The sequence below is a fragment of the Chitinophaga tropicalis genome, assembly GCF_009758205.1.
Taxonomy (GTDB): Bacteria; Bacteroidota; Bacteroidia; order Chitinophagales; family Chitinophagaceae; genus Chitinophaga; species Chitinophaga tropicalis.
Window position 1 is genome coordinate 268131 of sequence record NZ_WRXN01000005.1, and the last position, 24704, is coordinate 292834.

Annotated in this window: 18 protein-coding genes; 9 read left to right on the forward strand and 9 right to left on the reverse strand. The window is 44.9% G+C overall.

Translation table 11 applies throughout. From position 1 onward, the window contains the following. Window positions 1-33: 33 nt before the first annotated feature. Entirely contained in the window at window positions 34-531 is a 498-nt protein-coding gene (locus GO493_RS13640) for a hypothetical protein (RefSeq protein WP_157306735.1), read from the reverse strand. Between the two features lie 348 nt (window positions 532-879). Between GO493_RS13640 and GO493_RS13645 the strand changes: the two genes are divergently transcribed. The 4 genes from GO493_RS13645 to GO493_RS13660 are packed head-to-tail and all read left to right on the forward strand — an operon-like array spanning window position 880 to window position 5011. Further along, on the forward strand, window positions 880-1329 hold the full coding sequence (locus tag GO493_RS13645) for a hypothetical protein (protein ID WP_157306736.1): 450 nt from the start codon (window positions 880-882) through the stop codon (window positions 1327-1329). A gap of 35 nt (window positions 1330-1364) precedes the next feature. Then, window positions 1365-1814 (forward strand): hypothetical protein, encoded by a 450-nt coding sequence (locus GO493_RS13650; RefSeq protein ID WP_157306737.1) that lies wholly within the window; start codon window positions 1365-1367, stop codon window positions 1812-1814. Window positions 1815-1858: 44 nt separating this feature from the next. Beyond that, entirely contained in the window at window positions 1859-3442 is a 1584-nt protein-coding gene (locus tag GO493_RS13655; protein WP_157306738.1) for a tyrosinase family protein, read from the forward strand. Window positions 3443-3502: 60 nt separating this feature from the next. After that, window positions 3503-5011: a hypothetical protein gene (locus GO493_RS13660; RefSeq protein WP_157306739.1), complete on the forward strand. Its 1509-nt coding sequence runs from the start codon at window positions 3503-3505 to the stop codon at window positions 5009-5011. A gap of 84 nt (window positions 5012-5095) precedes the next feature. Here GO493_RS13660 and GO493_RS13665 read toward each other — a convergent pair whose 3' ends face one another. From GO493_RS13665 to GO493_RS13685, 5 genes are all read right to left on the reverse strand, one after another. Next, window positions 5096-7393, reverse strand: a complete 2298-nt coding sequence (locus GO493_RS13665) for a redoxin domain-containing protein (RefSeq protein ID WP_157306740.1) — start codon at window positions 7391-7393, stop codon at window positions 5096-5098. A gap of 14 nt (window positions 7394-7407) precedes the next feature. After that, complete coding sequence (locus GO493_RS13670; RefSeq protein WP_157306741.1) at window positions 7408-8823, reverse strand: RagB/SusD family nutrient uptake outer membrane protein; 1416 nt, start codon at window positions 8821-8823, stop codon at window positions 7408-7410. A gap of 19 nt (window positions 8824-8842) precedes the next feature. Continuing rightward, the gene (locus GO493_RS13675; RefSeq protein WP_157306742.1) at window positions 8843-12385 is read right to left on the reverse strand and encodes a SusC/RagA family TonB-linked outer membrane protein; all 3543 of its coding nucleotides are present in this window, start codon (window positions 12383-12385) and stop codon (window positions 8843-8845) included. Window positions 12386-12536: 151 nt separating this feature from the next. After that, window positions 12537-13745 carry a FecR family protein gene (locus GO493_RS13680; protein ID WP_157306743.1) on the reverse strand — a complete coding sequence of 403 codons (1209 nt, stop codon included), beginning with the start codon at window positions 13743-13745 and terminating at the stop codon, window positions 12537-12539. Between the two features lie 67 nt (window positions 13746-13812). After that, window positions 13813-14415, reverse strand: coding sequence for an RNA polymerase sigma factor (locus GO493_RS13685; protein WP_157306744.1), 603 nt, complete (start codon window positions 14413-14415; stop codon window positions 13813-13815). Between the two features lie 241 nt (window positions 14416-14656). On the opposite strand from GO493_RS13685, the gene GO493_RS13690 reads away from it, so the two are divergent. Both GO493_RS13690 and GO493_RS13695 read left to right on the forward strand, forming a co-directional pair. After that, window positions 14657-15964 (forward strand): GLUG motif-containing protein, encoded by a 1308-nt coding sequence (locus GO493_RS13690; RefSeq protein WP_157306745.1) that lies wholly within the window; start codon window positions 14657-14659, stop codon window positions 15962-15964. 198 nt (window positions 15965-16162) lie between these two features. Beyond that, on the forward strand, window positions 16163-16663 hold the full coding sequence (locus GO493_RS13695; protein ID WP_157306746.1) for a GNAT family N-acetyltransferase: 501 nt from the start codon (window positions 16163-16165) through the stop codon (window positions 16661-16663). Between the two features lie 4 nt (window positions 16664-16667). On the opposite strand, the gene GO493_RS13700 is transcribed toward GO493_RS13695, so the two are convergent. From GO493_RS13700 to GO493_RS13710, 3 genes are all read right to left on the reverse strand, one after another. Next, window positions 16668-17315 carry a fibrobacter succinogenes major paralogous domain-containing protein gene (locus GO493_RS13700; protein WP_157306747.1) on the reverse strand — a complete coding sequence of 216 codons (648 nt, stop codon included), beginning with the start codon at window positions 17313-17315 and terminating at the stop codon, window positions 16668-16670. An 11-nt stretch (window positions 17316-17326) separates the two neighbouring features. After that, complete coding sequence (locus GO493_RS13705; RefSeq protein WP_157306748.1) at window positions 17327-17821, reverse strand: hypothetical protein; 495 nt, start codon at window positions 17819-17821, stop codon at window positions 17327-17329. A 92-nt stretch (window positions 17822-17913) separates the two neighbouring features. Next, window positions 17914-19011 carry a hypothetical protein gene (locus GO493_RS13710; RefSeq protein ID WP_157306749.1) on the reverse strand — a complete coding sequence of 366 codons (1098 nt, stop codon included), beginning with the start codon at window positions 19009-19011 and terminating at the stop codon, window positions 17914-17916. A 239-nt stretch (window positions 19012-19250) separates the two neighbouring features. Here GO493_RS13710 and GO493_RS13715 point away from each other — a divergent pair, with 239 nt between their 5' ends. The 3 genes from GO493_RS13715 (at window position 19251) to GO493_RS13725 (ending at window position 24696) form a co-directional block, all read left to right on the forward strand. Beyond that, window positions 19251-19769 carry an RNA polymerase sigma factor gene (locus tag GO493_RS13715; RefSeq protein WP_317165430.1) on the forward strand — a complete coding sequence of 173 codons (519 nt, stop codon included), beginning with the start codon at window positions 19251-19253 and terminating at the stop codon, window positions 19767-19769. 55 nt (window positions 19770-19824) lie between these two features. Continuing rightward, the gene (locus tag GO493_RS13720; RefSeq protein ID WP_157306750.1) at window positions 19825-21018 is read left to right on the forward strand and encodes a FecR family protein; all 1194 of its coding nucleotides are present in this window, start codon (window positions 19825-19827) and stop codon (window positions 21016-21018) included. Window positions 21019-21456: 438 nt separating this feature from the next. Continuing rightward, window positions 21457-24696 (forward strand): SusC/RagA family TonB-linked outer membrane protein, encoded by a 3240-nt coding sequence (locus GO493_RS13725; RefSeq protein WP_198315708.1) that lies wholly within the window; start codon window positions 21457-21459, stop codon window positions 24694-24696. Window positions 24697-24704: the final 8 nt, after the last annotated feature.

Consider the following 24704-nt stretch of genomic DNA (forward strand, 5'->3'; position numbering starts at 1 on the left):
TGGATTATCTACTGAATAAACGGATCTTTTTTTTCAATAACCTTCCTGCTGTAATATATTATATTTCAGTTCTACATGATATACCCCATTCCTGTATTCCCGGGTATATGTGCCTTTAATATCTTTAAAGACGCCGGAACCGCCAGTGATAGGAAAATTATGATCGGGAGCAATTGTATCTCCCGGGGTGAGTTTAAAGATGCCTGTGGCGGAAATAGTCCCGTTGGGAAACTGGAAAACAGTGGTTGTTATACAATCATAACGGCCGGTTTGCTGATTCAGGTACATGCTGGAAAATACGTCCTGTGTGATAGTATCAGTCTTATCACCATGGCATATGGCCAACGCCTGTTCAATAAACCCTTTATACGCCCCCATGCTTGTTTGCTGATAATTGTACAGGGTATCAAACTGTTTCTGGATATCTGTCTGTTCGTAGCTGAGTGAGATAACTGTGGAATTTGAATTCTCCAGCTGACCGCATGCTGAAAGGATGATCAGCGCTGTGCAGATAATAAGAGTGTTTCTCATAGCTTACATTTAATTTCATTAAAAGATAGTTTAAATATACCGGTAAGACCAGGCCTCAGCTTGATAATTTTTTTCCAAGATTGAGCTTTGTATTAATTTATATTCTATATTCGCGACCATAAGCACTTTTGTCTGGATTTATACCATTAAATAATCGGTCAACCTCAAAACATTAAAACGAAACTTTCCTTTTAGTACAAGTATAGTTTTCTTCAATTATCATATTATCCACAACATGTGAATGCGCCATCCACTGTGATGAGGGAATTTTTTTACACTTATGACTACAATTCCTCACTTCTTCTTAAGGAGCAAGATATTTATTGTTCATATTTAAATACATCTATCATGGCTAGAATTAAATATCATGGCGACTCTGTATGGTCGTATCGCAGCTTCCTCAACATAACTGATTTGAACATTAAACCAGATGACCTGGAACTGGGTGATGGTACTATGAAATTATTCATCAGCGAGCAGGGTGAGATCTCCGGCACTATAGGTACAGACGGTCTATGGAGCCTGGACCTGAAAGGAAAGGTACTGGAATCAAAGCCACTGGGGCTGGAGATCATCGGTACCGGCTACAATGGCCAGGGTTCTCACAGAGCTTACTGGGAATATGGCTACAACGTCTACTTTCTTCCCAAAGTAGAAGGCGGAGAACTCCAGGCTACTGTGCTGGCAGGATCTGTTGTGCGCCTGAAAGATCATCCTCCGTTGAGTGGGAACGGCCCCATTCATAAAGCAGGTGAAGTTGCCACCTGTTACGCTGTAGATGCTACAGAACCTGCTTAAGGAAGCAACCGGTTTATTTACTCAATCCCTCAAATATGACTACCCCATCTACCTGTAACTGTGGAACCTCAGATACCTCCGGTAATAAAAACTGGCAACAGGTATCGAAGAGATCAGCAAGAACAGTTCCCTCCATCCTGTTAAGTATTCTCATTGCATTTTTCCCCAAATGTCCTATGTGCTGGGCAGTTTATATGAGCATGCTGGGAAGCATAGGTATGTCTAAAGTACCTTATATGCCCTGGCTGTTACCTGTATTACTGACATTCCTGCTGTTCCATATAGCAATGCAATACAGGACCATCAAACAAAAGGGGCCACTGCCATTCAGTTGTAGTTTGCTTGGCGCTACATGTCTGCTGCTGGCACGGTTTACATTTCCCGGAATGAAATGGCTGCTTTTAACAGGAATGTTTTTTATCATTGCCGGTTCCCTGTTAAGCACATTTTCAACCAGGCCTGCCAGGTTACAGCAACAAGTGTAATAGTCATTTCCTCAGAATCAACAATAACCTCAAAATCTATTCTCATGGCAAATAAACAGACTAATCCCCGTGTTCGCCGCTCTATACGTGAACTGGAAGATATGTATACCAGAGGAGATAAAGCTCCGCTGGAAAATCTTATGCGCGCCTGGAAGGGCATTAAGGAGCTGCCGGTAAATGATCCTAACTCGTTCTTTATTGTTGGCGGGTACCATGGCGAGCCATTCCGCGGCCCTGGTTCTACAGATGATAAATATTGGGGAGGATATTGTAATCATAACAATGTACTGTTCCCTACCTGGCACCGTGCTTGTCTTTTAAGACTGGAAGATGCACTTCGTAGTATCAGAGGCTGCGAAAACGTTACACTTCCCTATTGGGATGAAACAGAATACGACTCTATTTCCAAGGGAATTCCCTGGTCGCTGACACAGGAGAAAGTATCACTGGATGGACAAATGATCGATAACCCTATCCGGTCATACAGGTTCCAGGTGGCTATCAATGATGATGTGCAGGGCGATCAGTCCCTGTATTCCAAACCACAGGGTACAGATACAGTTCGTTACCCATATTCCGGCCTGGTAGGCACTCCGGAAGACAGGAAAAAATCTGAAGAGCATAACAAACAATTCAATGCCAATCAGGGTACTGAGCACCTTAATGACAACGTAAAGGGATGGCTGAACAAGACCATCACCCTTCCTGATATTGCGGCGCGATTAAGACTTGGAGGCGTGCATGTGCTCTATGCACTATGCCGTGATGCACCAAACTATACGGTGTTTTCCAATAACACCTCAGCGGCTCAGTGGAACAAGGAGCATCCTTCCCAACCTGCTGTTGTATCTCTGGAGGCGCCTCATAATGATATTCATCTTGCTGTTGGCGGATTCAATATACCTGGTGCAGCTCATGATTATTCTCCCATTCCCGGGGCAAATGGTGATATGGGAGAAAATGATACAGCTGCATTTGATCCTATCTTCTTTTTCCATCACTGCAACGTAGACAGGATGTTCTGGATATGGCAAAAGAAACACCAGTCTACCAATAGCCTGACAATAATGGAGGGTTACCCGGGCACCCGAACTACCGATGACGACAATGTGCCTAGTGTTGGCTTCCAGCCCGGACAGCTATTAACAATAGATTCCCCGCTGGAACCATTCATTAATCCCCAGACCGGTGTATTCTATACATCACGTGAATGTGTCAACATTGAAGAACAGTTAGGCTATACCTACACGGTAGGGTCTCTGGACCTTATTAAGTGGATGCACGGTGAAGATAAAGCAGGTGAGGAAGAGCTATCCACCAAGAAGCTACGGGTATCTAACATTAACCGTGGTAACGTCTTTGGCTCTTTCGTAATAACTGCATATGCTACTGTGGATGGTCAGGAACATTACATAGGGCATCACTCGGTTTTAAGTCGCTGGAATGTTCTTGGCTGTGAAAACTGTCGTGCTCACCTCACAGCAGAAGCATATTTCAACCTGGATAAAGTAGCAGACAAGAGCCCTGATCTTTCAAATTACAGGATTGAAATTACTGGTCGTGAAGTTACTCAATCAGTATTGAATGCTGCTATTGCTGACAAAACAATAGAAATGGAGATCTTTTAATAAACACCCCTGTAGATGCTGATGCTTTTCACGTTAGCATCTACTTAAAATATTAATAAGATGAAAAAAACGGTCTTGATCATTCTAACCCTTCTGGTTATCATTGCAGGTGCTTTGCTGATATTAAAGAAGCCTGCAGCACTATTTGCGAGAGAAAGTAATAAAGCAGCAAATACTTATTCTATCCAATTTCTGAACAAACCACCACATGATATTCCAACAGATATCACTGCAGATCAGTTAACACTGGCCCGGTTTGCCTGGAATGAGTTCCTTGCATTGAATTGGAAGTCAAGTTATGTCTTCAGTGGTACCAGGAGAGAACGCGGGGAACCTGATTTATTTTGGAATTATACCAATAATCGTCAACCTTACCCGGATCTGGCAGTATGGGAAACCTACAACCATCGGGTAGAATTCCGTCCAGGAGATGATAAAATGCTGTCTTTCGACAAGATCCCTACTTACGTTTACAAAAGCGGTACTCCTAAAGCCGATCCTGGTATAGACCTCCATCTTTTCAATAATCTCGATGAAAATAATGAAATCGGATCATGTAATCTTTACGCGTACACAAATAAATATGGTGAGCAGCATCAGGTACTTTACCAGGCTAAGGTAAACCGGGACGAATACGATTACATCAGGCGTACTTACCCTACTGCAGAACAATTAAAGCAGGCTAATAAGACGACGTATAACAATATCCAGCAGTATAATAGATACTATAAAGGCTCCACAAATACATGTGACTGTCCTTCAGCAGAAGGAGTAGTCTGTCTGCCTTGCGGGACTATTCCAAAAACCCCTGCCGACAGAAATCAGGAAGGTTCTATAGAAGTAAAAACAGCATGGCGTAAAATGTTGCCCGAAGATGGAACCGCAGACACATATTTCAAACGAAAAATTTTAACCTATCGCAAAGACCCCGGCGGTGCTGTACGCGCAATAAATGATACATACCTGCTTATTGGATTACATATCATTCACAAAACAACCCGTTTCCCCAATTTCATTTATGCCACATGGGAACATAAAGATGTCACCTCATCACAAGTGAGTATGGGTTATGTAAAACTGGACTCAACAGGCAAAGAATACGGTGGGATCATCACCGGCTACCCTCGCACACATGGAATAACACATGAAGTTGAGGTGGCGAATAACGAAGCTCATTATCTGCTGAATGGCGCTAATCCATCTTCCGTATGGAAGAATTACTTCCTGATAGGAGTACAGTCGCAAACAACCAGTGATTCAAATGTACCAAATTTCTTCCTGGCCAATTATGTGATTGAGTCCGATTCTGTATTACAGCTTTTCAATGGCTCCAGTATTGATGATCCTTTTAATCGCAAAGACAATATCGTCTACAATGGCGTCCGTTACTCCATGGGTGGCTGCCAGGGCTGTCATGGCGTGGCTCAGTTCCGTCTGGGCAGCGATCTTTCCTTCCTTTGTGATACCGTTAACAAACCCGTTGATATGCCAGATGTTGGGCAGGTATCGAATAAACGCATACGCTACCAGAATGCATTCAGACTGTTTGATAAAGTAACTAACCAATAACCCGGTAACAGAAGGGCTATTATTTTCAAAGGGTGTCTTCATCTTAAGATGAGACACCCCCTTTTCTTATTTAATGGTTGGTCGTTATCTTAAAGCTGTTTTTTCCCTGAATACTTCCGCTAGTTTGCCGTCCAGTGCAGCAGCTTCCTCTTCACTCCCACTATCATAACGCCCAATGATCTTCCCATCCGGGTCTATCAGTATCTTTGTAGGCAATACATGAATGCCGAATTTATCACTGATATCACGTTCATTCTTCTCCTGCCTGAGCGCTTTCTCCATATCCAACCCGCGTAACACATTATGCCACATACCTGTACCATCTTTTGTAACGGCTTTCTTCCATGCGGCGGTATCTCTGTCGTCGTCAGAAACGGCAATGACATCAAACCCTTTATCCCTGTACTGAGTATAGAGCGCTTTAACATGTGGCATACTTTTGCGGCAAGGCACACACCAGCTGGCCCAGAAATCAATGAGTACATATTTTCCTCTCAGAGAAGAAAGAGTTAAAGGTTTCCCGTTGAGCTCTGTGGCGGTAAAATCTTTCGCCATACTACCCGGCGATCCGGCCTGTAGTTTTTCTATTTCATATGCAAGTGCTTTACCGGAACGGCTTTGCTGTACATTTGTTCCCAACCCCGCGTAATACGCTTTAAGCGTATCCAGCGGCAGGCTATTGACATGGTATCTTAAAGTAAATGCTGTCACATAGGATTGCGGGTGAGCTTTAAAGAAGGCATAGTCTATTCTGGCCATGCGCTCATTGTAAGGTGTGAACCGCTCATGAATATTATTTCCGATATTACGAAGACTGTCAAGAGTTTTCTCACTTTTGCGTGCCTGGACTGCAGCGCTTACAGCTGCAGATGCTTTCTGATATTCAGCAGTCAGAGGCGCCATTTCCTTCATTACAGGTTTCTTCTGTTTTTCCAGTTCTTCGTATTCCTGCTGTGTCTTAGATCCGGTCACAATAGCTTCCTTAAAATTTCCGGCAGGTATATCTACTGTCATTTCCGCCGGTTCAAGATATAAAGTGGTCATACCTTCTGCATCGATTGACATAGAAACGCCATCTGTAAGGGAAGCCATTACAGGCTCTTCTATCTTTCCTTCAAAGCGGAACGTACCATTGCTGACCTTGCAGCTATCCTTCACCATCCTGCCTCCGGCGCCGGTATAGTAAAGCATGACCTTTTTAACATCTTTTGTTTTCCCGGAAAGATGAAATATTCCCCCCCGGGACGTAGATGTAGATACGCCGGCAGCAGGCAGCAATGTTTCAAGCTGCTGCATCAGCTCTTCTCCGTGCAGGTCCCTGCCAAGGATCTTTCCCTCCGGAGAGATAAGAAAGTTAGCAGGAATAGAATTGATATCATACTGTTTGGCAACAGCATTACTCCAGAATTGCAGGTCAGAAACATGCGTCCAGGTCAGCTGATCATCATGTATTGCTTTCAGCCATTTATCCCGGCCCCCTTGCCTGTCTAACGATACGCCCAGTACAGTGAAGTTCCTGTCCTTATAGGTATTAAAAGCTTTTACAACATTGGGGTTCTCTGCTCTGCAGGGCACGCACCAGCTGGCCCAGAAATCCACCAGCACATACTTTCCCCTGAAGTCTTTCAATGATACGGGATTGCCCAGGGTATCATTTTGTGTAAAATCAGGCGCTACCTTACCTATACCAGTGAGATTATAGATACGAATACTGGATTGAAGCCGCCTGGCAGGACCATTGTTAAGCGCGGCAGGTTTAAGTCCGTTAATTATAGCCTGCTTCTTTTCCATACTTAGCCTTCCCAGCTGATATCCCAACAGGAATGCACTGACGCCTGAAGATGGATGTGCTTTGATCCATTGCTCGGTAAGAACATTGCTTACAGAATCGATCTTGTCCAGTTGCGGTTGCAGGGCAGCCAGGCCAGGAGAGTCCTTTTTTGCATATAATTCATTTGCTTTCCTGTAGATGGTGCTCCGTTCTTTCAGAACGGGGTCATTATCTATCATTTTCTCATAGGTATTGTATTCTTCTATTGCCTTCTGTCCGGACATTTTAACATCTTTGAACAGGGGCCCCTCTCCTTTCAATGTTACCTTTCCGGGTTCCAAATAAAAGAGCGCCATGGCATTCTCCTTATATTGCGAACCGATCTGTAACAGGTAGGCATCTCCCTGACCAGCTGGGATATTCAGTTTCAGGGTAAATCCATCTTTGGATGTCTTAACAGAATCCTTCTGGTCCCTGTCATACATTTTATAACAATACACCCATTGCCCTGGTTCAAGACCTTTAACAGAGGCATTGATAGTTGTGTTATCCTGTGCGATGGAATGCAAAAATGAGAAACATGCAACTGGTAATAATAGTGCCTTTTTCATATAAACATTTCGGATTAATAATTAGGATTTTGTGCCATATTCTTATTGGCAATAATTTCAGCGTCCGGTACGGGCAATAGCAACAGGCTTTTATCTTTAATGCTGGGCAGAAGGCCCTGCAGAGTAGCAAAAGGCAGTCTGCGAACGGCAAACCAGTCCTGTCCGGCTTCTCCGACAAAGTTTTTCATCTCTTCTTTGATGATCAGTAATTGTAATTGCTCTGCTGTTACAGCTGCATCTACTGAGTTGAAGTCAGTATACCCCGCATGCTCCATCACTTCTTTCAGTAACACTTTTGCCTCATCCAGGCTGCCTCCGGATGCAACAATGGCTTCGGCCTGCAGCAGGTAAGCTTCTGTTAGCCTGAAAGCATATCCATTTTCATTGATGGCCGCAGCCGTTACATTTGTAACTGAACCGGGATAATATTTTGTCAGCGCCACACTGGGACCAAACCTGGTTTCCACCTGCTGCATATACCAGCCAGCCCTGGGATCAGCGCTGAAAAGGTCCTTCATAAAGTTATTGGGACTATAATAGTTGGAATATATTTCGCTGGTCCATTTCACATTCTGGGTAGCATAGGGTTGTATACCCAGCATGACTTCATTGCTGGACAACCCTTTGGACCAGAAGATATCTTTTGTACTGGCTTCAGGCGTAAAAGGGCTGTTGGCAATGATATTCTTTGTAAGGCTGATAACTTTTGCATAATCCGCGTTTCCGCCTCTGTTGATCAGCAACCGCGCTTCCAGTAAAAGGGCTACCCAGACATTGGCATAAACCTTTGATGTGGCCATATCGGGAAGATCTGGTATAGCAGCTTCCAGGTCTGCAAGAATAGCCGCATAGCTTTCAGCTACGGTTGCACGGGAAGGATACAGGTTAGTGGGCTGTACAAACTCATCTCTTAATATGATACCGTAAGTGCTTGTAGTATCATTGAACTGTCCATAAAACAGTAATAACTGAGCATTACCACAAGCCCTTAAAAACCTGGCCTCAGCCGTCATACGCGCTTTAATTGCGGCAGGAATGGTCTTAACGGGGTCAAGGTTCTTCAGAAAACCATTGGCGGCATTCACCAGGGCATTTCCATAGTTCCAGATGGCAATTGCGTCGGACGTTTTTGCATTGTACACATGTTCGTCCAGGCCTCCTCCTCCAAAAGAGTAAGAGAGCATTCCGCTTAGCTGGGACGGTATTACTTCAAAATATTCATACCATCGTGTAGAAGGAACGCCATTAACATCTGCGCCTCCGTTGGCCAGACGGTAATACACCCCATTCAGAACAGTGGTAGCGCTCTTCTCGTCCTTGATAATATTACCATCAACCTGTTGTGTTGTTGGATAGACATTCAGTTCGTCTTTACATCCGCCCAGGATGCCTCCTATTATCAAACACAGGCTTATATAGATCCGATTCATTTTTTTCAATTTTGGATGATTAAAACACCATTTTAGCACCTATAGAGAATGTCCTGACTGCGGGATAATTGCTCACATCAAAATAACCGCCGGAAACGCTGTAGCTGTCATCAGAGGTTTCAGGATCATTACCCGGATATCTGGTGATCGTAAACAGGTTAGTAGCTGAAATGTAAATTGCGGCCGACTGTATACCAGCTTTACTCATCCACCTGGACGCAGGAAACCGGTAGTTCAGTGTAGCTGTCCTTAATTTGAGATAGGAGGAATTGTAAATACTCAGGTTGCTGTTATATAAAAGCTGATCTCCCAGCAGAAGGCGGGGGCGGTTACTGCCGGTGTTTTTGTTGGTATACCTTTTCAGCATAGAGGTGTTGGCGTTGGAAGTACCTACAAAAGTGGTGCTGCTTACATCATCCCCCCACATAAGATGTCCTCCCTGTGAATAGAGGAAATAGAGGTTCAGATCAAAATTCTTATAGCTGAAGCTCTGGCTGAAGCCTCCGAAATATTTGGGGGCGCCGCTGCCTATTATTGCATGGAACTCAGGATAAGCCGCTCCATATGCAGCATACGACACGGTATCCAGCTGGAACATAGGATCGCCTATACCCAGGTAGGGGAATACAAAACCGGCAAAGAGACCTAGTTTCTTTTTATAGTCATCCAGTTCTTTCTGAGTTTTAATGATACCATTCACCTTCATACCTGTCATCAATCCCAGTGGTTTTCCTTCTGCAAGCGTGGTATTCTGGTATTCAATGCCTGTGGGAGAGTTCAGTTGGGAATTCAGATCGGCAATGCTGCTAAGCTTTGTAACAGTAGATCTGCTCCAGCTGATATTGGCAGACATGTTCCAGCGAAAGTTCTTTGTCCGTATAATATCACCCTGGATAGCAATCTCCACCCCCCGGTTACGTATACCAACAACATTACCCAGCAGGGAGGTATAGGAACTGCTGGGAGGCACAGGAAGGCTTAACAAGGCATCATCTGTCTGTTTGTTAAAGTAGTCGGCCGTTCCCTGTAACCTGTTCCTGAAAAAAGAGAAATCAAGCCCTACATCTGCCTGTTTTGTTGTCTCCCATTTTATTTTCGGGTTACCCAGCTGTGTGGGGACCAGGGCGCTGCTGCCGGCATAAGAATAGGGGGAATACAGGGTACGGTACATCTGGTTACCTATGTTCTGGTTACCTGTTATGCCATAACTTCCTCTTAATTTCAGGTCTTCTATCCAGGCTACATTGTCCAGGAATTTCTCTTTTGATATACGCCATGCAATAGCACCGGAGGGAAAATAACCGAACTTATTGTCAGGACCAAACTTGGAACTGCCATCTGCACGTCCTGTGAAGGTCAGCAGGTATTTATCTTTAAAAACGTAATTAGCCCTTAAGTAATAAGATATGAGATAGCTCTGCGGCTTACGGGGATCATCTCCCCTGGTGAACAGAGGATTTACAGCACCGGAAAGGCCGTTAAGTACATAATCATCAGGGTAACCGCTGGCTGTTGCACTGAAGAAACTGTTCTTGATTGTCTCATAAGACGTACCTGCCAGCACGTTCAAGGCATGCTTATCCCTCCATTTTTTGTTATAGCCTAATGTGTTCTCCACAAACCAGTCTGTGAAACGGCTGTTACTGTTGCTGCCTATACCTCCGTTAGAAGATACATTACCGTAAAAACTGCCTATCTGCAGGTATGAAGGGGTATACAACCGTTGATTATAAATCTGGTTATTCAGAGACACAGTGCTCTTAAACTGGAATGCAGGGGTGATGTCATATACTGCGTTTAATGATCCCAGCAGGCTTATGGTCTTTGAATTATTAATGGCGGTGAGCATTGCCACAGGATTCTGGAATCCCTGGTATTGATAGCCTACATCAGCGAAGTTGACAAATGCGCCTGTTGAATCATAGGGGTTATAATCCGGCCTTGCCCTGAGCGCCTGACCGTAAGCGCCGTTAGCCATATTCTGGTTAGTAAAGCCTATATTGAAATTAGTGATCAGACGGAACCTGTTACTGATCTCATTTTCCAGGTTGATCTTACCTACTATCCTTTTAAAGTCTGTGTTTTTAATGATACCCGGAGTGCTGGTATAGGCAATGGAAGTATAATACCGGGAAGCAGAGCCACCACCCTGGATGCCTATTTCTGCGGTATGGGAAAGTGTAGACCTGGTAACCTCTTTGATCCAGTCGGTATTCCCCTTACCAAAGAACAGTTCCGGCTGATTTACGATCTGGTCTGCCTGTGGCCTGTGAGCCCTGCCGGCCAGGTCCCTGACAACGTTGCTGTTAACAGCAGCTTCTGTGATCAGCATCCTGTATTCCTGTGCATTGAGCACATGCGGTCTTCTCATAATACTGGTGGAAGTGGCGTAGTAGTTTGCCGTGATCTGTGGCTTCATATCCTTCCTGCCCTTTTTGGTAGTGATGATGACAACTCCATTGGCAGCTTTTGACCCGTAGATAGCGGAAGCGCTTGCATCTTTGAGGATAGTGATAGATTCAATATCATCTGGGTTTAGTCCGCCCAGGCTATTGAGGCCATTTACAAAAGCGGTAGATAATCCCTGTGCAGATCCACCAACACCTGCTATATCGTTTCCTACAGGACTGCTTACATCATAACCGGGATTGATATAATTGGACTGTACCTGTACTGGTATCCCATCTATCACGTAAAGCGGATCATTTCCTCCCAGTATGGAGGTGCTGCCACGTACTCTTATCCGTACAGCTCCTCCCGGCGTTCCATCCGTTTTGGTTACCTGTACACCGGCGGCTTTACCGGCAATAGCATTATCAACCGTATTAAAAGGTATATCCTGTATCTCTTTGCTGCTTACTGTTGCCACAGAACCGGTAAGATCTTTTTTTACGGAAGAACCGTATCCTATCATCACCACTTCATTAAGCTCAGAAGCTTTGGGTACAAGCATGATGCTGACCGTAGTTTTCTTACCATCTACCTTATACTGCCGGGAAGCATAACCAACAAAGGAGAATTCCAGCACATCACCCTGGGCAGCAGCTATGGAAAACAAGCCATTGCCATCTGTCTGTACGGCCTTTTTTTGTGTTTTGTTTGCCACCGATACATACGCCAGTGGTTTACCATCCGGCTCTGTCACCTTTCCTGAAATAGTGGCTGCTGGCATAGTAGCGGGTATATCAGATGTAGCCGCACCGGCCCGGGGACTTATGACAATATTATTTTCTACCACACGAAATTCAAACCTGGTAGATGATAAGGCCTCGGTAAGCGCTTCCAGTACATCGGCATTTCTGATGGTAACAGATACCCGGCCCGCTTTGCGTATCAGGTCATTGTTATAGAGGATCTCCGTGCCGCTCTGGCGACTGATCTCAGCAATGACTTTTTCAAGTGGTTCATTTTGCATGGAAAGGGTCACTTTCTGCGCAATTCCCTTACCCGCCACATGCAGCGCAATCAACAGCAAAAAAACAGCGATGAGTTTCATTTTTCTTAACAATCCAATGCCGTAGCCTCTGACGAGGCCAAATGTGCAGTAGTTCAAAAAATACATACCTTTGGTTAGATTTGGTTAGATAATAAGCAGTAATACACATTGCATATTTAACCTCGTATATGACCGGAAACGCGCTACCGTTTCCGGTTTTTTACAGGAAAAACGTAATGGTCTGCTAACAAGATTCTGGCAGTAATACTGGTTGGCCTTACATCGTTTTAGGTAAGACAGTTATTCTATTGTTCTCTATTGTGAAGCTTACCCCTCCGGCGGCTTCAAGCATTTTTAAAACCTGTGAAATATTTGCGTTACGACTGATTTTACCGGTATAGTGATCACTTATTGGTCCTGTGAAACGTACGTCTATATCATACCATCTGGCAAGTTGTTTCATGATATCGCTCAGCTGATCTTCGCGGAAAACAAAGTAGCCATCTTTCCATGCAGTGGCCTTTGCCAGGTCTGCATGCTCCATCCATTTTAACTGATCGCCGGCAACGGTAGCCTGCTGACTGGCTTTTACCAACCGCGATTCCCTATCGGTAACCACACCCACCATGCCCTCTGCAACAGCCGTGCTGACCTTATCTTCATCATTATAAGCCTGTACATTAAAACTGGTACCCAGTACCTGTATAGTAACTGTTTTTCCATACGGGCCTGCTACTATAACTTTAAAAGGCATAGAAGGGTTCTTCGCCACATCAAAGAAGGCTTCCCCATTCAGCTCCACGATCCGTTGCCCGTCTGCAAATGCTACCGGGTACCGGATAGAAGAAGTCGTATTCAGCCAAACCCTGGTACCATCAGATAATACCACACTGACCATTCTGCCTTTGGAAGTCTTTAATGTATTAAAGACAACCTCCTTATCAGTTCTGGCAGGCGCTGGCTGATAGCTAAGCTGCCCGGCTTTATTCTTAATAACAGAAGTGTTGCCCTGAACTACGAGAGCGCCATTCTGACTGCTATCCAGCGCTATACGTTGTCCATTTGCCAGGGTAAGCATTATTCCACCTGAACCGGTACTGCTGCGGCCTGCAACAGGTCCATCAGCTGTACGCCTGGTTGAGAAAAAGGACAGCCATACCGCTCCTCCCACCAGGAACACTACAGCTGCAGCGGCAGCATAACGCCAGAACTTCATCCGCTTTTGCCCTGATACTAAAACAATTTCCTCAGGCGTTGGTTGCATATCGCTGATCTGCCTGTCCAGGTAAGATAAAATGGCATCTTTTACAGCAGGATCATCAGCCATTGAAAAATCGTCAGACATCATCACCTTCCTGGCAAATTCATCCAGGACCGCTTCATGCTCCGGCAGGTTAACGACAACTGCCAGCCGGCTTCTGTCTTCAGCAGACAGTTCTCCGGCTATATATTTCTCCAGTAAGATTTCCAGTTGCTGACGATCCATATCAGGCTTCTTTATTAACAGGACGCTTTTAAAAATGAGACAGGATTAGTTATCCGCTAACTTTTTTTTATTTTTTTTCAATCAGCCAGATAAGCAATGCCAGGGGCATGTAATCCAGCCTGTTACGGACCCAGGTCCTTAATGTATTTAATGCCAGTACCAGGTGCACTTTAACCGTATTTTTCGAGATATTCAGCCGTTCGGCTATCTGTTCATGAGAAAGCCCTTCTGCCCTGCTCAGGTTGAAGATCAGCCTTTGCTGCGGAGTTAATTGCTCAATACCTTCCTTCAGTACTTTGTAAGCATCCTTTCCTTCCATCTGCAGGTCTGGTAAAAGGATGTCCTCCCTGATAACGCTGGCATCAATAGCAACAGTCCCTGTGATCTTTTTCCTTAAGGCAGAGATAACCTGGTTACGGGCAACTACATATATATACGTTCTGAAATTTGTTACTGCGGATAGCTTGTCCCGCTGCAACCATATCTTTAAGAAGATATCCTGGGTAAGTTCCTGAGCCGTTTCTGCCGATTTTACAAGGGTAAGTGTATTAAAGTAAACATGGCGCCAATACCGCTCAACCAGGCTCCGAAAAGCTTTTTCACTACCCGCTGCAACTGCTTCCAGCAGCTCCTTTTCGGCAGCAATTTCATGTTGGTTGTTGTCGGCCATTCGAAAATGATATCCTTTTGGTTGAATAGGTAAAGATAATAAGGATGACTTTCACATATTATACTTTAGATAACTGACTGATAATTAAATCCTACTCAAAGTAGTAACAGCGTCAGAAACGATTCATAATCAGGATAATATCAGTCTGATAATATACACAACTTCTCCAATTGTTACAAAGTATAATATAATAATATATTTATTAATACATTTATTATATAAAAATCGAGAATCAATATCTATGAAACAAATTTACCTATGCTCTTTAGCAGCATCCCTGCTACTTATAGCATCATGCAGTAAGAACAATGATAACACCCCAGATCCGGGAACAACCACTAAACAGGACAGTACCAAAGTAAGTTTTACCTTCGAGAAGACCGGGACAAGTGAAATGTTCAACACATTTACTCAAACTTATCCTTCAGTAAAGATCAGCAAAGGTAAAGCCAACCGTTCTTTCACCTACGAACTAACTGGCAGCAACGGCCTGAAAAAAACATCAGATACCCTGGTGAAAGGTACCGGTCAGCTGGACATGACCGGCAGCGCCTCCTTCTATTTTAATGAATTAACTAATTATAAGGATGGTGAGATCACACTGAAAGTTACCTTTAAGGGCCCTGATACAACAATAACCGCTAAAACACAGAAGATAGAGTTTCAGGTCAGGAACTACCAGGACTTTATGCATATGGGTTTTCATACCCATCGTGATACATCCGTACACTTTGTGCAGGTGCAGGATTTTGCCTTCCCGGATACTGTATTTTCAGTAGCGGCATATCAATCCTACTTTGCCGGTAGTTATGACGGACAGGGATATAAAATCACTAACCTGACTATTAAAGCCTCCAGAACACCAGGCTCAAACCCAACTGATGTAGGTCTGTTCATGGATGCAGACAGTGGCAGTGTGCTGAAAAATATAAGGCTTGAGCTCTCTGCGGAAGGTATCTCCTCAACAGGCGCTGCATATTGTGGCGGTATTGCAGGCAGGGCCTGGAACAATACTATTTACAACTGTTCTGTAAAAGGAAATATCCAGACCCCTAAAGACGCTATCGAATCATACATAGGTGGCATTGCAGGTTACATCAGTAACACCAAAATGGCAGGCTGCTCTTTCAGGGGAAATATCACAGGTGCTATCATTGGTGGTATAACAGGGATGATGCAGGTAACGTCTGTGATAGATATGAGTTATGCTTACTTCTCTTTCGATGCTTCCAAAGCCGGTGGAATTGTGTATAACGCCGGTTCCACTTCCAATATTTCTAACAGCTACGTAGTTGCCCATGACTACACCGCGCCTGCCTTCGTTGCTGTAGGTCCTTCTACCAGCCAGCTGACAATCACCAACAGCTATGCTAATGCAGGAACAGCACAGACAGGTGTTACTATCGCGTCACTACCCAATATGAATGCCCAGCTGGCTGCAATGGAAATAACGGTGAACTGGCCTCAGTGGATAACAGCTCCTGCAAATCATAAACCGTACAAATACGATACAGACCAGGCAGCTCCCATGAAATTATGGTGGGAATAGCCGGTAATATATAATTATAAAGAAAGCCTTGTGATCCGGCAATTCACAAGGCTTTTTTATTTACATTTAAATCCCTTAACAAAGCGTCCGGCTTACAGATAAGCAGGTTAATAAAAGATCTGGACGCAAATGAGCAGGAAGATCTTGTAGAACATATGAATGCCATACAGCGTATACTGGCTAAAAAAACAGACCAACATGAGTAGCGGATCAACAACAAACAGCATCAGCATCAGGAGCGAATTACTTCCGGGAGATCTTGGATATATTGCCTACCTGCACGGAAAGCTCTATGCAGAAGAACTAAACTATGGCCGTAACTTCGAAATTTATGTGCTTCACGGATTACAGGAATTTGCCGCTGCCTACGATCCTGCAAAAGACAGGGTATGGATCTGTGAACATGAGGACAAAATAATAGGATTCATGATAGGTATGAACAGGGGGAATGCCCTTCAGTTAAGATACTTCATCTTCCTGCCTGAATACAGGGGATTAGGCTTAGGAAAAAAACTGGTGACAGAATTTATAGCCTTCGCGAAAGAACGTAATTATTCATCCGCCTACCTGTGGACAACCAACGAACAACAGGGCGCTATCTCGCTTTATACCCGTTTTGGCTTTACACTCACTGAAGAAAAAGAATCCATTGCTTTCGATAAACCACTGGTAGAACTGAGGTATGATCTGCAACTCTGAAAGGTCAGTCTTTAATACATCTTACAGCAAAACCATAGGTCATATACTGAGGGTCCCTGCTGATGTTGGCAAAATAGCTGTAAAAACGGCTGCTCCATGCAAACAGCTCATAGCTGCCTGTTGTATGCCACCAGTAAGCATTACTGCCCAGGGTATGAAATGTTCCGTCCAGGCCATACCTGTACCCTCCCGGCAAAGCAGAGAAACCGCTTGCCGTATCTGTGACAGTGCCGGGATACAGCCAGTACCCGGGTACCGTAGTTTTCATTGACCCGCCGGCAAGCGTATCACCTTTCAAAGCATTCACAAGCACTGCTACTTCTGCTGCTGTAGGAATATGCCAGCCTTTTGGAGCTATATTCCGGTTATCATTGACGGCATACCAGTTGTATAACATACCGTAATCTTCAATATAACCGGTGTCGTTGTTATAACTGCAAAGGGCGCCATCCCTTGCCTGGCTCCACTCAGGACCAGATGTTATATGCGGGATAGCATCTCCGTTACGGTACCGGGTCACTTTCAGGTTTTCAGCCATCCACACCTGTCTCCCGACCTTCACCACCGGGTAAACATTTCCGTCTATATCTGTTACAGTATGCGTATCAGTACAACTAAAAAGGACGATCAGTAAAAGGAGTGTATATCTCATAAGATTAATCATTACATGGTCAGGAAAACTGATATGGCCGTACCATCCCAATAGTAAATACAGGCCCTGTTCTCCATCTGCATTACATTAAGTGCATTGTTTGTAAGGATAAGGGAACTGATAACAGGATAGGCTACATCCATCCGTCCGGGTGGCTCCGGCAACAGGCAATATTGCAATTGCGTGGCGCTGCCGGGAAATTTATCAGACAGCCAGTGCCGAAAGCCCTTTCCATCACTTAATAGTATTACAAGCCTTAATTCATTCTTCTTCCTCACCAGCACACAGTAATCGATCTTATTATCATCATTGATATCGACAGCTGTAAAAAAAGGTAATGTGTTTGTGTTATAGAAAGACCAGAAGCTTTTGTCGTAGTCTTCATGACGGCACATACGCCATTCCCGCAAATAAGTTTCCAGGTACGATGTAACAGCTCCGGGAACGGCAGACTGGCCTGCACATACTTTTGCTGCAAGCAGTAGTGAAAATATAATTATCCGCATGTGAAAGAGTTTAATGATAGCGGGGAACAGGCGCCATATTACAACGCCTGTTCTTTTCGCCAGCTGATTATTTACCACGTTTGTTCTGAAGATTACCACTTGCCGTTTGCAGCAGTGTATGTCTGACCGTTCACTTTAGTAGTACAGGATGAGGTCCTTACATGCTGTACATTGGGGTTTCCACCTGAAACCGTACCTCCGTTCACCTTTGTATTGGAGGCATCTTCAAGGAAGATACCATGGCTGGTGGAATTGGCAATGTCCACTGTATTGACGGTAGTGCCGTTACTTCCGGACACACTGAAGAAGCCCCTGCCGCTGTTGCGGGAATATACCTTGGTGCAGGTTACGTTGGGACCATTATTATTAGCCACACGGAAAGTAGCGTAACCACCTCCGTTACAATTGTAATTACCCGTAACAGTACCTACTGTTCCGTTCTTTGACTGATTTAGCAGCACTCCGCAGCCATAGTTGTTGCTGGTAGTAACGTTACCGATATTAAAGCCGTCCAGTCCATAGGTCTCTATAGACATATCGCCACCGGTGATATTGATATTACCGTTGATAATGAGATTACTCGTGGCGGCTGTGCTATGATCTACCCGTATGCCAAGACCAAACTGGCCGGAACCATTGGTGAGGTTCATGGTGATATTGCTGATCACCATATTGGTACAGCCCTTGAACCAGATGCCATAACGCGGGTTGCCGGCTACTTTCAGGTTCTTTACCTCTATTTCAGTTTTACGGTCAGCCAGCACCGGTACAATCAGCAGGTCGTTACTGTTGCAAGTGAATGTGGTATTGGAAAAATCCAGGCCGGTATAGCTCCGCAGGGTAACAGATTTCACAGCGCCGCCGGAGTTGCCGGAGCTGCCGGAGTTTTTAATAGTCACCCACTCCTTCGTAGTGCGGTTGGGAGTAAGACCGGCAATAGCAGCATTGATGGAAGCGATATAGTCGGTACCTAAATATACCTGTGTTCCATTTACGCTGGCCCTGTAGTTATCGCCTATCTTCACCACCTCTGCACTGCTGGCAGCTACAGCGGCTATTTCATTTTTCTCCGGTGGCCCGGTAAGGCTTTCATCAAAGTTTGCTTCATTTTTGGAACAACCTGCAAAGAGGAAGAGAATTAACATGATGCCACAGACTGTTTTAGCAACAGGGTTTATCATTTTTTTCATAACGATGGGTTTAAATGGTTAAAACAAGGGGTAAAATGATCAGCTATTTAAAGATGCAGGATTTTCAAATAAATAGTGTCCTATACTGTTCTATGTCTAAAAATTCAGACAGATGCAAACTTTTTATTTATTTTAGCCGGGACTTACTTATTTAAATCATAATATCAGGGCATAACATAGAAAATGAGAACGAGCTGCTTCTGCTGATAGCCGGAGGGGACCATCACTCTTTTGAGATCATCTTTCATCAGTATAAGCACCGTATTTATAATATCGCCTATAAGCTGACTACCTCCCAGGAAGTTGCAGAAGATATTGTGCAGGACATCTTTATGCAGATATGGCTGAAACGCAGTCATCTTGCGGAGGTGCAGCACTTCAAAGCCTACCTGTTCACCGTTGCGAGGAATTATATAACCCGCTACCTGAAACAAACTTCCAGGCTCAACATTACCACAGATACGGACAATACCGGCCTGCAACAGGCGGTACACAGCGTTATTCCGGCAGACCAGATACTGGCTGATAAGGAATATACCCAGTTATTACAGCAGGCCATTCTGCGGCTTCCTCCCCAACAGGCGGAAGTATACAGGCTAAGTAAGCAGGAAGGTCTGAAAAGGGAAGCAGTGGCCCTGAAAATGGGCATCTCCCCGGAAACAGTAAAAGTACATCTTGCCCTGGCCATGCGTAGTATACGCTCTTTCTGCCTGTCAAGGATGGGACTGTCTGTACTGGTCTGCCTGTTTATTCAATAATTTTTTTGACAGCCATTACCCCACTCTCTTTTTTTTGCACTCTCATATAGTATATATGCACGAAAACAGACTTTCATACTTATTCAGAAAATCACTCAATCAATCTCTTTCCGCCAGCGAGAAGACTGAATTACAGCAACTTATAACTAAGGAAGGGGCTGAGGCGCAGTTAGATGAGCTGGTCCAGGAGGCTCTTGAAGAAACTCCTGTTGAACATAAGATGGAGGAACAGTCTGCCAGTGAAGTATTAAATGCCATTTTCTTTTCAGATAAGCAAACATCCATACCAACATATAATAATGTAGTCCCTATGCCCGGGCGCAGGTGGTGGCGCCCCGCAGCAGCAGCCGCCATCCTGGCCTGTATGCTGACCGGTGGCTATATTATATATTCCCGGCTTCAGACTTCGCCGCAACAGGTAGTGAAAGTGGAAGATGTGCTGCCCGGCAGCACCAAAGCCCAGCTTACACTGAGTGATGGCTCAGTGATAAGCCTGGATAACAAAGGACGGCAAACTATTGATCAGGGTAGTGCCTATGTAAGGCAAACCGGCGGGGAACTGGACTACCAGCCCGGCAACAGCGAAAGCCCGCTTACCTATAACACCCTGCGCACGCCCAGAGGCGGCCAGTTTAAAATAAAACTGCCGGATGGCACCAATGTATGGATCAATGCCGCCAGCTCCTTAAAGTATCCTACTGCCTTTACCGGCAGCGAAAGAATAGTGGAAGTTACAGGAGAGGCTTATTTCGAAGTAGCTGCAGATCACAACAAACCTTTTAAGGTAGTTATAAACGATCATTATGCCATTTATGTGCTGGGCACCAGCTTTAACATTAAAGCATATGCTGATGAACAGCCATTTAAAACCACCCTGCTGACAGGTGCGGTAAAAGCCAGCCTTACAGGCGCCAATGAAAAGAGCATTGTAATAAAGCCTGGCCAACAGGTCCAGTTAAGAGAGAATGACAGATCATTACAACTTGTCAGAGATGTGAATACTGACCAGGAAATGGCCTGGAAAAACGGGAACTTCAACTTTGAAGGCCAGACGCTTGAAGAGGTAATGAAACAGATATCGAGATGGTATGATATTGATGTGGTATTTGAGAACGGGGTACCTTCTATATCTTTTGGCGGAGGCATGAGCAGAGAGGTAAACCTTAAAGTAGTACTGGACTTCCTGAGAGACTCACGTATTCATTTCAGGCTGGAAGAAAACGGTAAAAGACTTATAGTGACTAAATAATACAACCAACGTTGCCAACAATTTAAATCAGCAAGGCAAAAATCAAAAACCAACCATTACGGTAGTGCTTTTAAAGCACTACCATCTTTACCACGATCGTACATTATCAACCAACATTAAAAAACATGAATGCAACTTAATGAAAAGAATACTGGATACTAAAAAACCGATGGCGATTGGACCCGCCACCGGTTACATATTGGGAATTCAGTAGTACAACAATTGGCTTAGAATTATTATTAACATCATCCCAAACATTGCAAATCTATGCAAATTAAAACACATTGCAACCAATGTGTGGAGGGGGCTTTGCGTGCCTTTTACAAGGCAGCCGCAGCCTTCCTGTTACCTTGGAGGACAACCAAAATCACGCCGGCCATAACAAGGGGCGTTTTGAACAGAACAACAGTGAATGCGATGAAATTAACTTTCGTGCTCATGACTGCAATAGTATTAAATGTTGCAGCAAAAGGATTCGGACAATCAATCACACTATCAGGCAAAGAAATGCCTGTGGAAAAGGTCTTACAGGTTGTAAGAAAACAGACCAGTTACATGGTGGCCTATTCAAAAGAGGTGTTGGGCACAGCTAAACCAGTTACACTGGATGTACACAATATGCCGGTGGAAGAGTTTATGCAGCTGCTCTTAAAAGATCAGCCGCTCAAATTCAGCATGCAGAACAATACCATCTTTATTACCGAACGTCCTGTACCTGCTCCTTCCACCTCAACATACCGCTATCTTCCGGAATCTGTTACCATGCAGGACATTACCGGTAAACTGGTAAATGCCCGTACCAATGAACCAGTGGCAGGCGCCAGCGTTCATATAGTAGGACAGCGATTAATGGTAGCGGCAGACGAAAACGGCCGCTTCAGCATCAAAGCCAATATCGGGGATATGCTGATGATCACTTCTGTAGGCTTTGTAACTAAAGAAATAAAGATCACCAGTGCCAACATAGGCACTATCGCTATAGAGCCATACACCAAAAAACTCACGGAAGTTGTCATCAATAAGGGATATTACACAGAATCCCAGCGCCTGTCTACCGGCAGCGTTACCAGCGTTAATTCAAAGATCATAGAAAGACAGCCTGTTACCAACGTACTGCAGGCATTACAGGGCCGTATGGCCGGCGTAACCATTGTACAGAACAATGGTTTTCCCGGTGCATCTATGGACGTACAGGTACGTGGTGTGAACTCCATGCTCAGAACTTCACAGCCATTATATATAGTGGATGGCGTTCCCTTCCTGTCAGACGCCATCAACGCCCAGACAGGCAACGTGATAAACGGCGCAAATGGTGCTACCAGCCCGCTGAACAGCTTCAACCCTTCAGATATTGAGAGCATTGAAGTACTGAAAGACGGCGATGCTACTGCCATCTATGGCTCCAGGGGCGCCAACGGCGTGATACTCATCACCACCAAAAAAGGAAGAGCAGGTAAAACAAGGCTGGACATTAATATGAACACCGGTATGTCTAAAGTATCTCACCTGGTACCTACCCTCAATACAGAAGAATTCCTGGCGCTGAGACGGAAAGGTTTCGAAAACTCCAAACTCACGCCAACAGCGGCCAATGCACCTGACCTGATGGTATGGGACCAGAATAAATACACCAACTTCCAGAAGCTGCTGATAGGCAATACCGCTAACTTCACAGACCTTAACATGAGCCTTTCCGGCGGCGATCTCCACAACAACTTCCTGTTAAGCGGTACCTACCACCATGAAACCACCGTCTACTACCTGGATAAATTCTATAAACGTGGCGGCGCCAACTTCAGCTTCAACCACAGCAGCGCAGACAATAAGTTCAAAGCAGCAATAAGTGCCACCTATACAGCAGATAATAACACACTGGCCGTTGAAGACCTTACCTCCCGCGCATACCAGCTTGCTCCTAACTTCCCTTTATATAATCCGGACGGCAGCCTTTACTGGTCTACCGACTTCTTCTCCCAGAATCCACTGGGCCCGATGATGCGTACCAACAGGAACAAATCCACCAACCTGAACACTTCCCTCAACCTGCGCTATGAGCCGGTAACAGGGCTGGAGTTCAAGGTACTGGGCGGCTTTGGCAGAGCCGATATGGAACAGGCGCAGCTGACACCCCAATCATCGCAGGACCAGGTAAATACCACCAACGCTTCCCGTGCAGCCTTTGCTTACAGCTATACCAAAAACTACATTGTTGAGCCACAGGTAAGCTATACAAAGCTGTTCGGCAAACACCGGATATCTTCCCTGGTGGGCGGCTCCTGGCAGTACCGCCGTTCACGCCAGCCTTATTATGTAATAGCTACTGATTTCATTTCTGACGATTTCATTGAAAATCTTACTTCCGCTGCAACAGTGAGCACTTACTCCAGTTCTACTGACTATAAATTTGCTTCCATACTGGGCAGGTTGAACTATGTGTATAACGACAAATATGTGCTGAACGCTATCTTCAGGCGTGATGGTTCCTCCCGTTTCGGGCCAAATAACCGCTTCGGCAACTTTGGTTCCATCGGGGCTGCATGGTTATTTACGGAAGAATCGTTCTTCAACAACCACCTCAAATGGTTAAGCAGCGGCAAGCTGCGTGGCAGCTATGGTATTACAGGTAGTGACAATATAGGCAACTACGGTTACCTGGATTCATACAGCACAACCACCTATTCCCTTAACGGCAGTACAGGACTGGTGCCTTCCCGTATAGCAAACGGCAACTTCCGCTGGGAAGAAACAAAAAAACTGGAAGGAGCATTAGAGCTGGGTATACTGGATGACAGGTTACAGCTGACAGCCGCCTATTACCGGAACACCACCGGCAATCAGCTGGTAAGCTATACCCTCAGCTCCCAGACAGGTTTTACCAGCTACCAGGCTAACCTGCCGGCCCAGGTACAGAACTCAGGCCTGGAATTCTCTCTGAACTCAGTGAACATCCGCAGTAAATACTTCACCTGGTCTACCAATTTCAACATCTCTGCCAACAGGAATAAACTGAAGGCTTTCCCGAATATTGAAAAGAGCTCTTACTACACTACCTACATTGTAGGTAACCCGGTAAGCAGCACTTACGTGTATAAATATGCAGGTTATGATTCCCTGGGCTTACCTGTAATGGAAGACCTGAATGGCGATAAAGCTACTACATTCGGTCTTGCAGCTATTGGCAGAGGCGACAGGTATTTTGTGGGGACGCAATATCCTAAATTCTATGGCGGTCTTACCAACACATTCACTTACCGGAATTTCACACTCGACTTTACATTCCAGTTCGTGAAACAGAAAGGACGCAGCCTGTCATCAACCGGAATCTACCCTCCTGGTTATAGCTATAACCTGTCTAAAGATGTGCTGGAAGAATATCTTGCCGCAACAGGCCCCAATCAGCAGGCAGTCCTGGCATCATACAATGCTGCCGCATCCAACTATTTTTCATCTGACAGAACGTTTGTGGACGCTTCATTTATACGCATGAAGAACTTCTCTTTCTCTTATGATTTCTCTCCGTCCCTGATCCGCAGGGCACACATATACCAGGCGAGATTGTTCATACAGGGACAGAACCTGTTCACCATTACATCATACAAGGGATTTGATCCGGAGTCAAGAGGGGTATCATTGCCTCCTTTACGCACATTCTCCGCCGGGTTCAAACTTTCCTTTTAAAAACTATT

Coding starts and splice junctions, on each gene's coding strand:
- GO493_RS13640 (WP_157306735.1), bottom strand. CDS start 531: ATGAGAAACACTCTTATTATCTGCACAGCGCTGATCATCCTTTCAGCA.
- GO493_RS13645 (WP_157306736.1), top strand. CDS start 880: ATGGCTAGAATTAAATATCATGGCGACTCTGTATGGTCGTATCGCAGC.
- GO493_RS13650 (WP_157306737.1), top strand. CDS start 1,365: ATGACTACCCCATCTACCTGTAACTGTGGAACCTCAGATACCTCCGGT.
- GO493_RS13655 (WP_157306738.1), top strand. CDS start 1,859: ATGGCAAATAAACAGACTAATCCCCGTGTTCGCCGCTCTATACGTGAA.
- GO493_RS13660 (WP_157306739.1), top strand. CDS start 3,503: ATGAAAAAAACGGTCTTGATCATTCTAACCCTTCTGGTTATCATTGCA.
- GO493_RS13665 (WP_157306740.1), bottom strand. CDS start 7,393: ATGAAAAAGGCACTATTATTACCAGTTGCATGTTTCTCATTTTTGCAT.
- GO493_RS13670 (WP_157306741.1), bottom strand. CDS start 8,823: ATGAATCGGATCTATATAAGCCTGTGTTTGATAATAGGAGGCATCCTG.
- GO493_RS13675 (WP_157306742.1), bottom strand. CDS start 12,385: ATGTATTTTTTGAACTACTGCACATTTGGCCTCGTCAGAGGCTACGGC.
- GO493_RS13680 (WP_157306743.1), bottom strand. CDS start 13,745: ATGGATCGTCAGCAACTGGAAATCTTACTGGAGAAATATATAGCCGGA.
- GO493_RS13685 (WP_157306744.1), bottom strand. CDS start 14,415: ATGGCCGACAACAACCAACATGAAATTGCTGCCGAAAAGGAGCTGCTG.
- GO493_RS13690 (WP_157306745.1), top strand. CDS start 14,657: ATGAAACAAATTTACCTATGCTCTTTAGCAGCATCCCTGCTACTTATA.
- GO493_RS13695 (WP_157306746.1), top strand. CDS start 16,163: ATGAGTAGCGGATCAACAACAAACAGCATCAGCATCAGGAGCGAATTA.
- GO493_RS13700 (WP_157306747.1), bottom strand. CDS start 17,315: ATGAGATATACACTCCTTTTACTGATCGTCCTTTTTAGTTGTACTGAT.
- GO493_RS13705 (WP_157306748.1), bottom strand. CDS start 17,821: ATGCGGATAATTATATTTTCACTACTGCTTGCAGCAAAAGTATGTGCA.
- GO493_RS13710 (WP_157306749.1), bottom strand. CDS start 19,011: ATGAAAAAAATGATAAACCCTGTTGCTAAAACAGTCTGTGGCATCATG.
- GO493_RS13720 (WP_157306750.1), top strand. CDS start 19,825: ATGCACGAAAACAGACTTTCATACTTATTCAGAAAATCACTCAATCAA.
- GO493_RS13725 (WP_198315708.1), top strand. CDS start 21,457: ATGACTGCAATAGTATTAAATGTTGCAGCAAAAGGATTCGGACAATCA.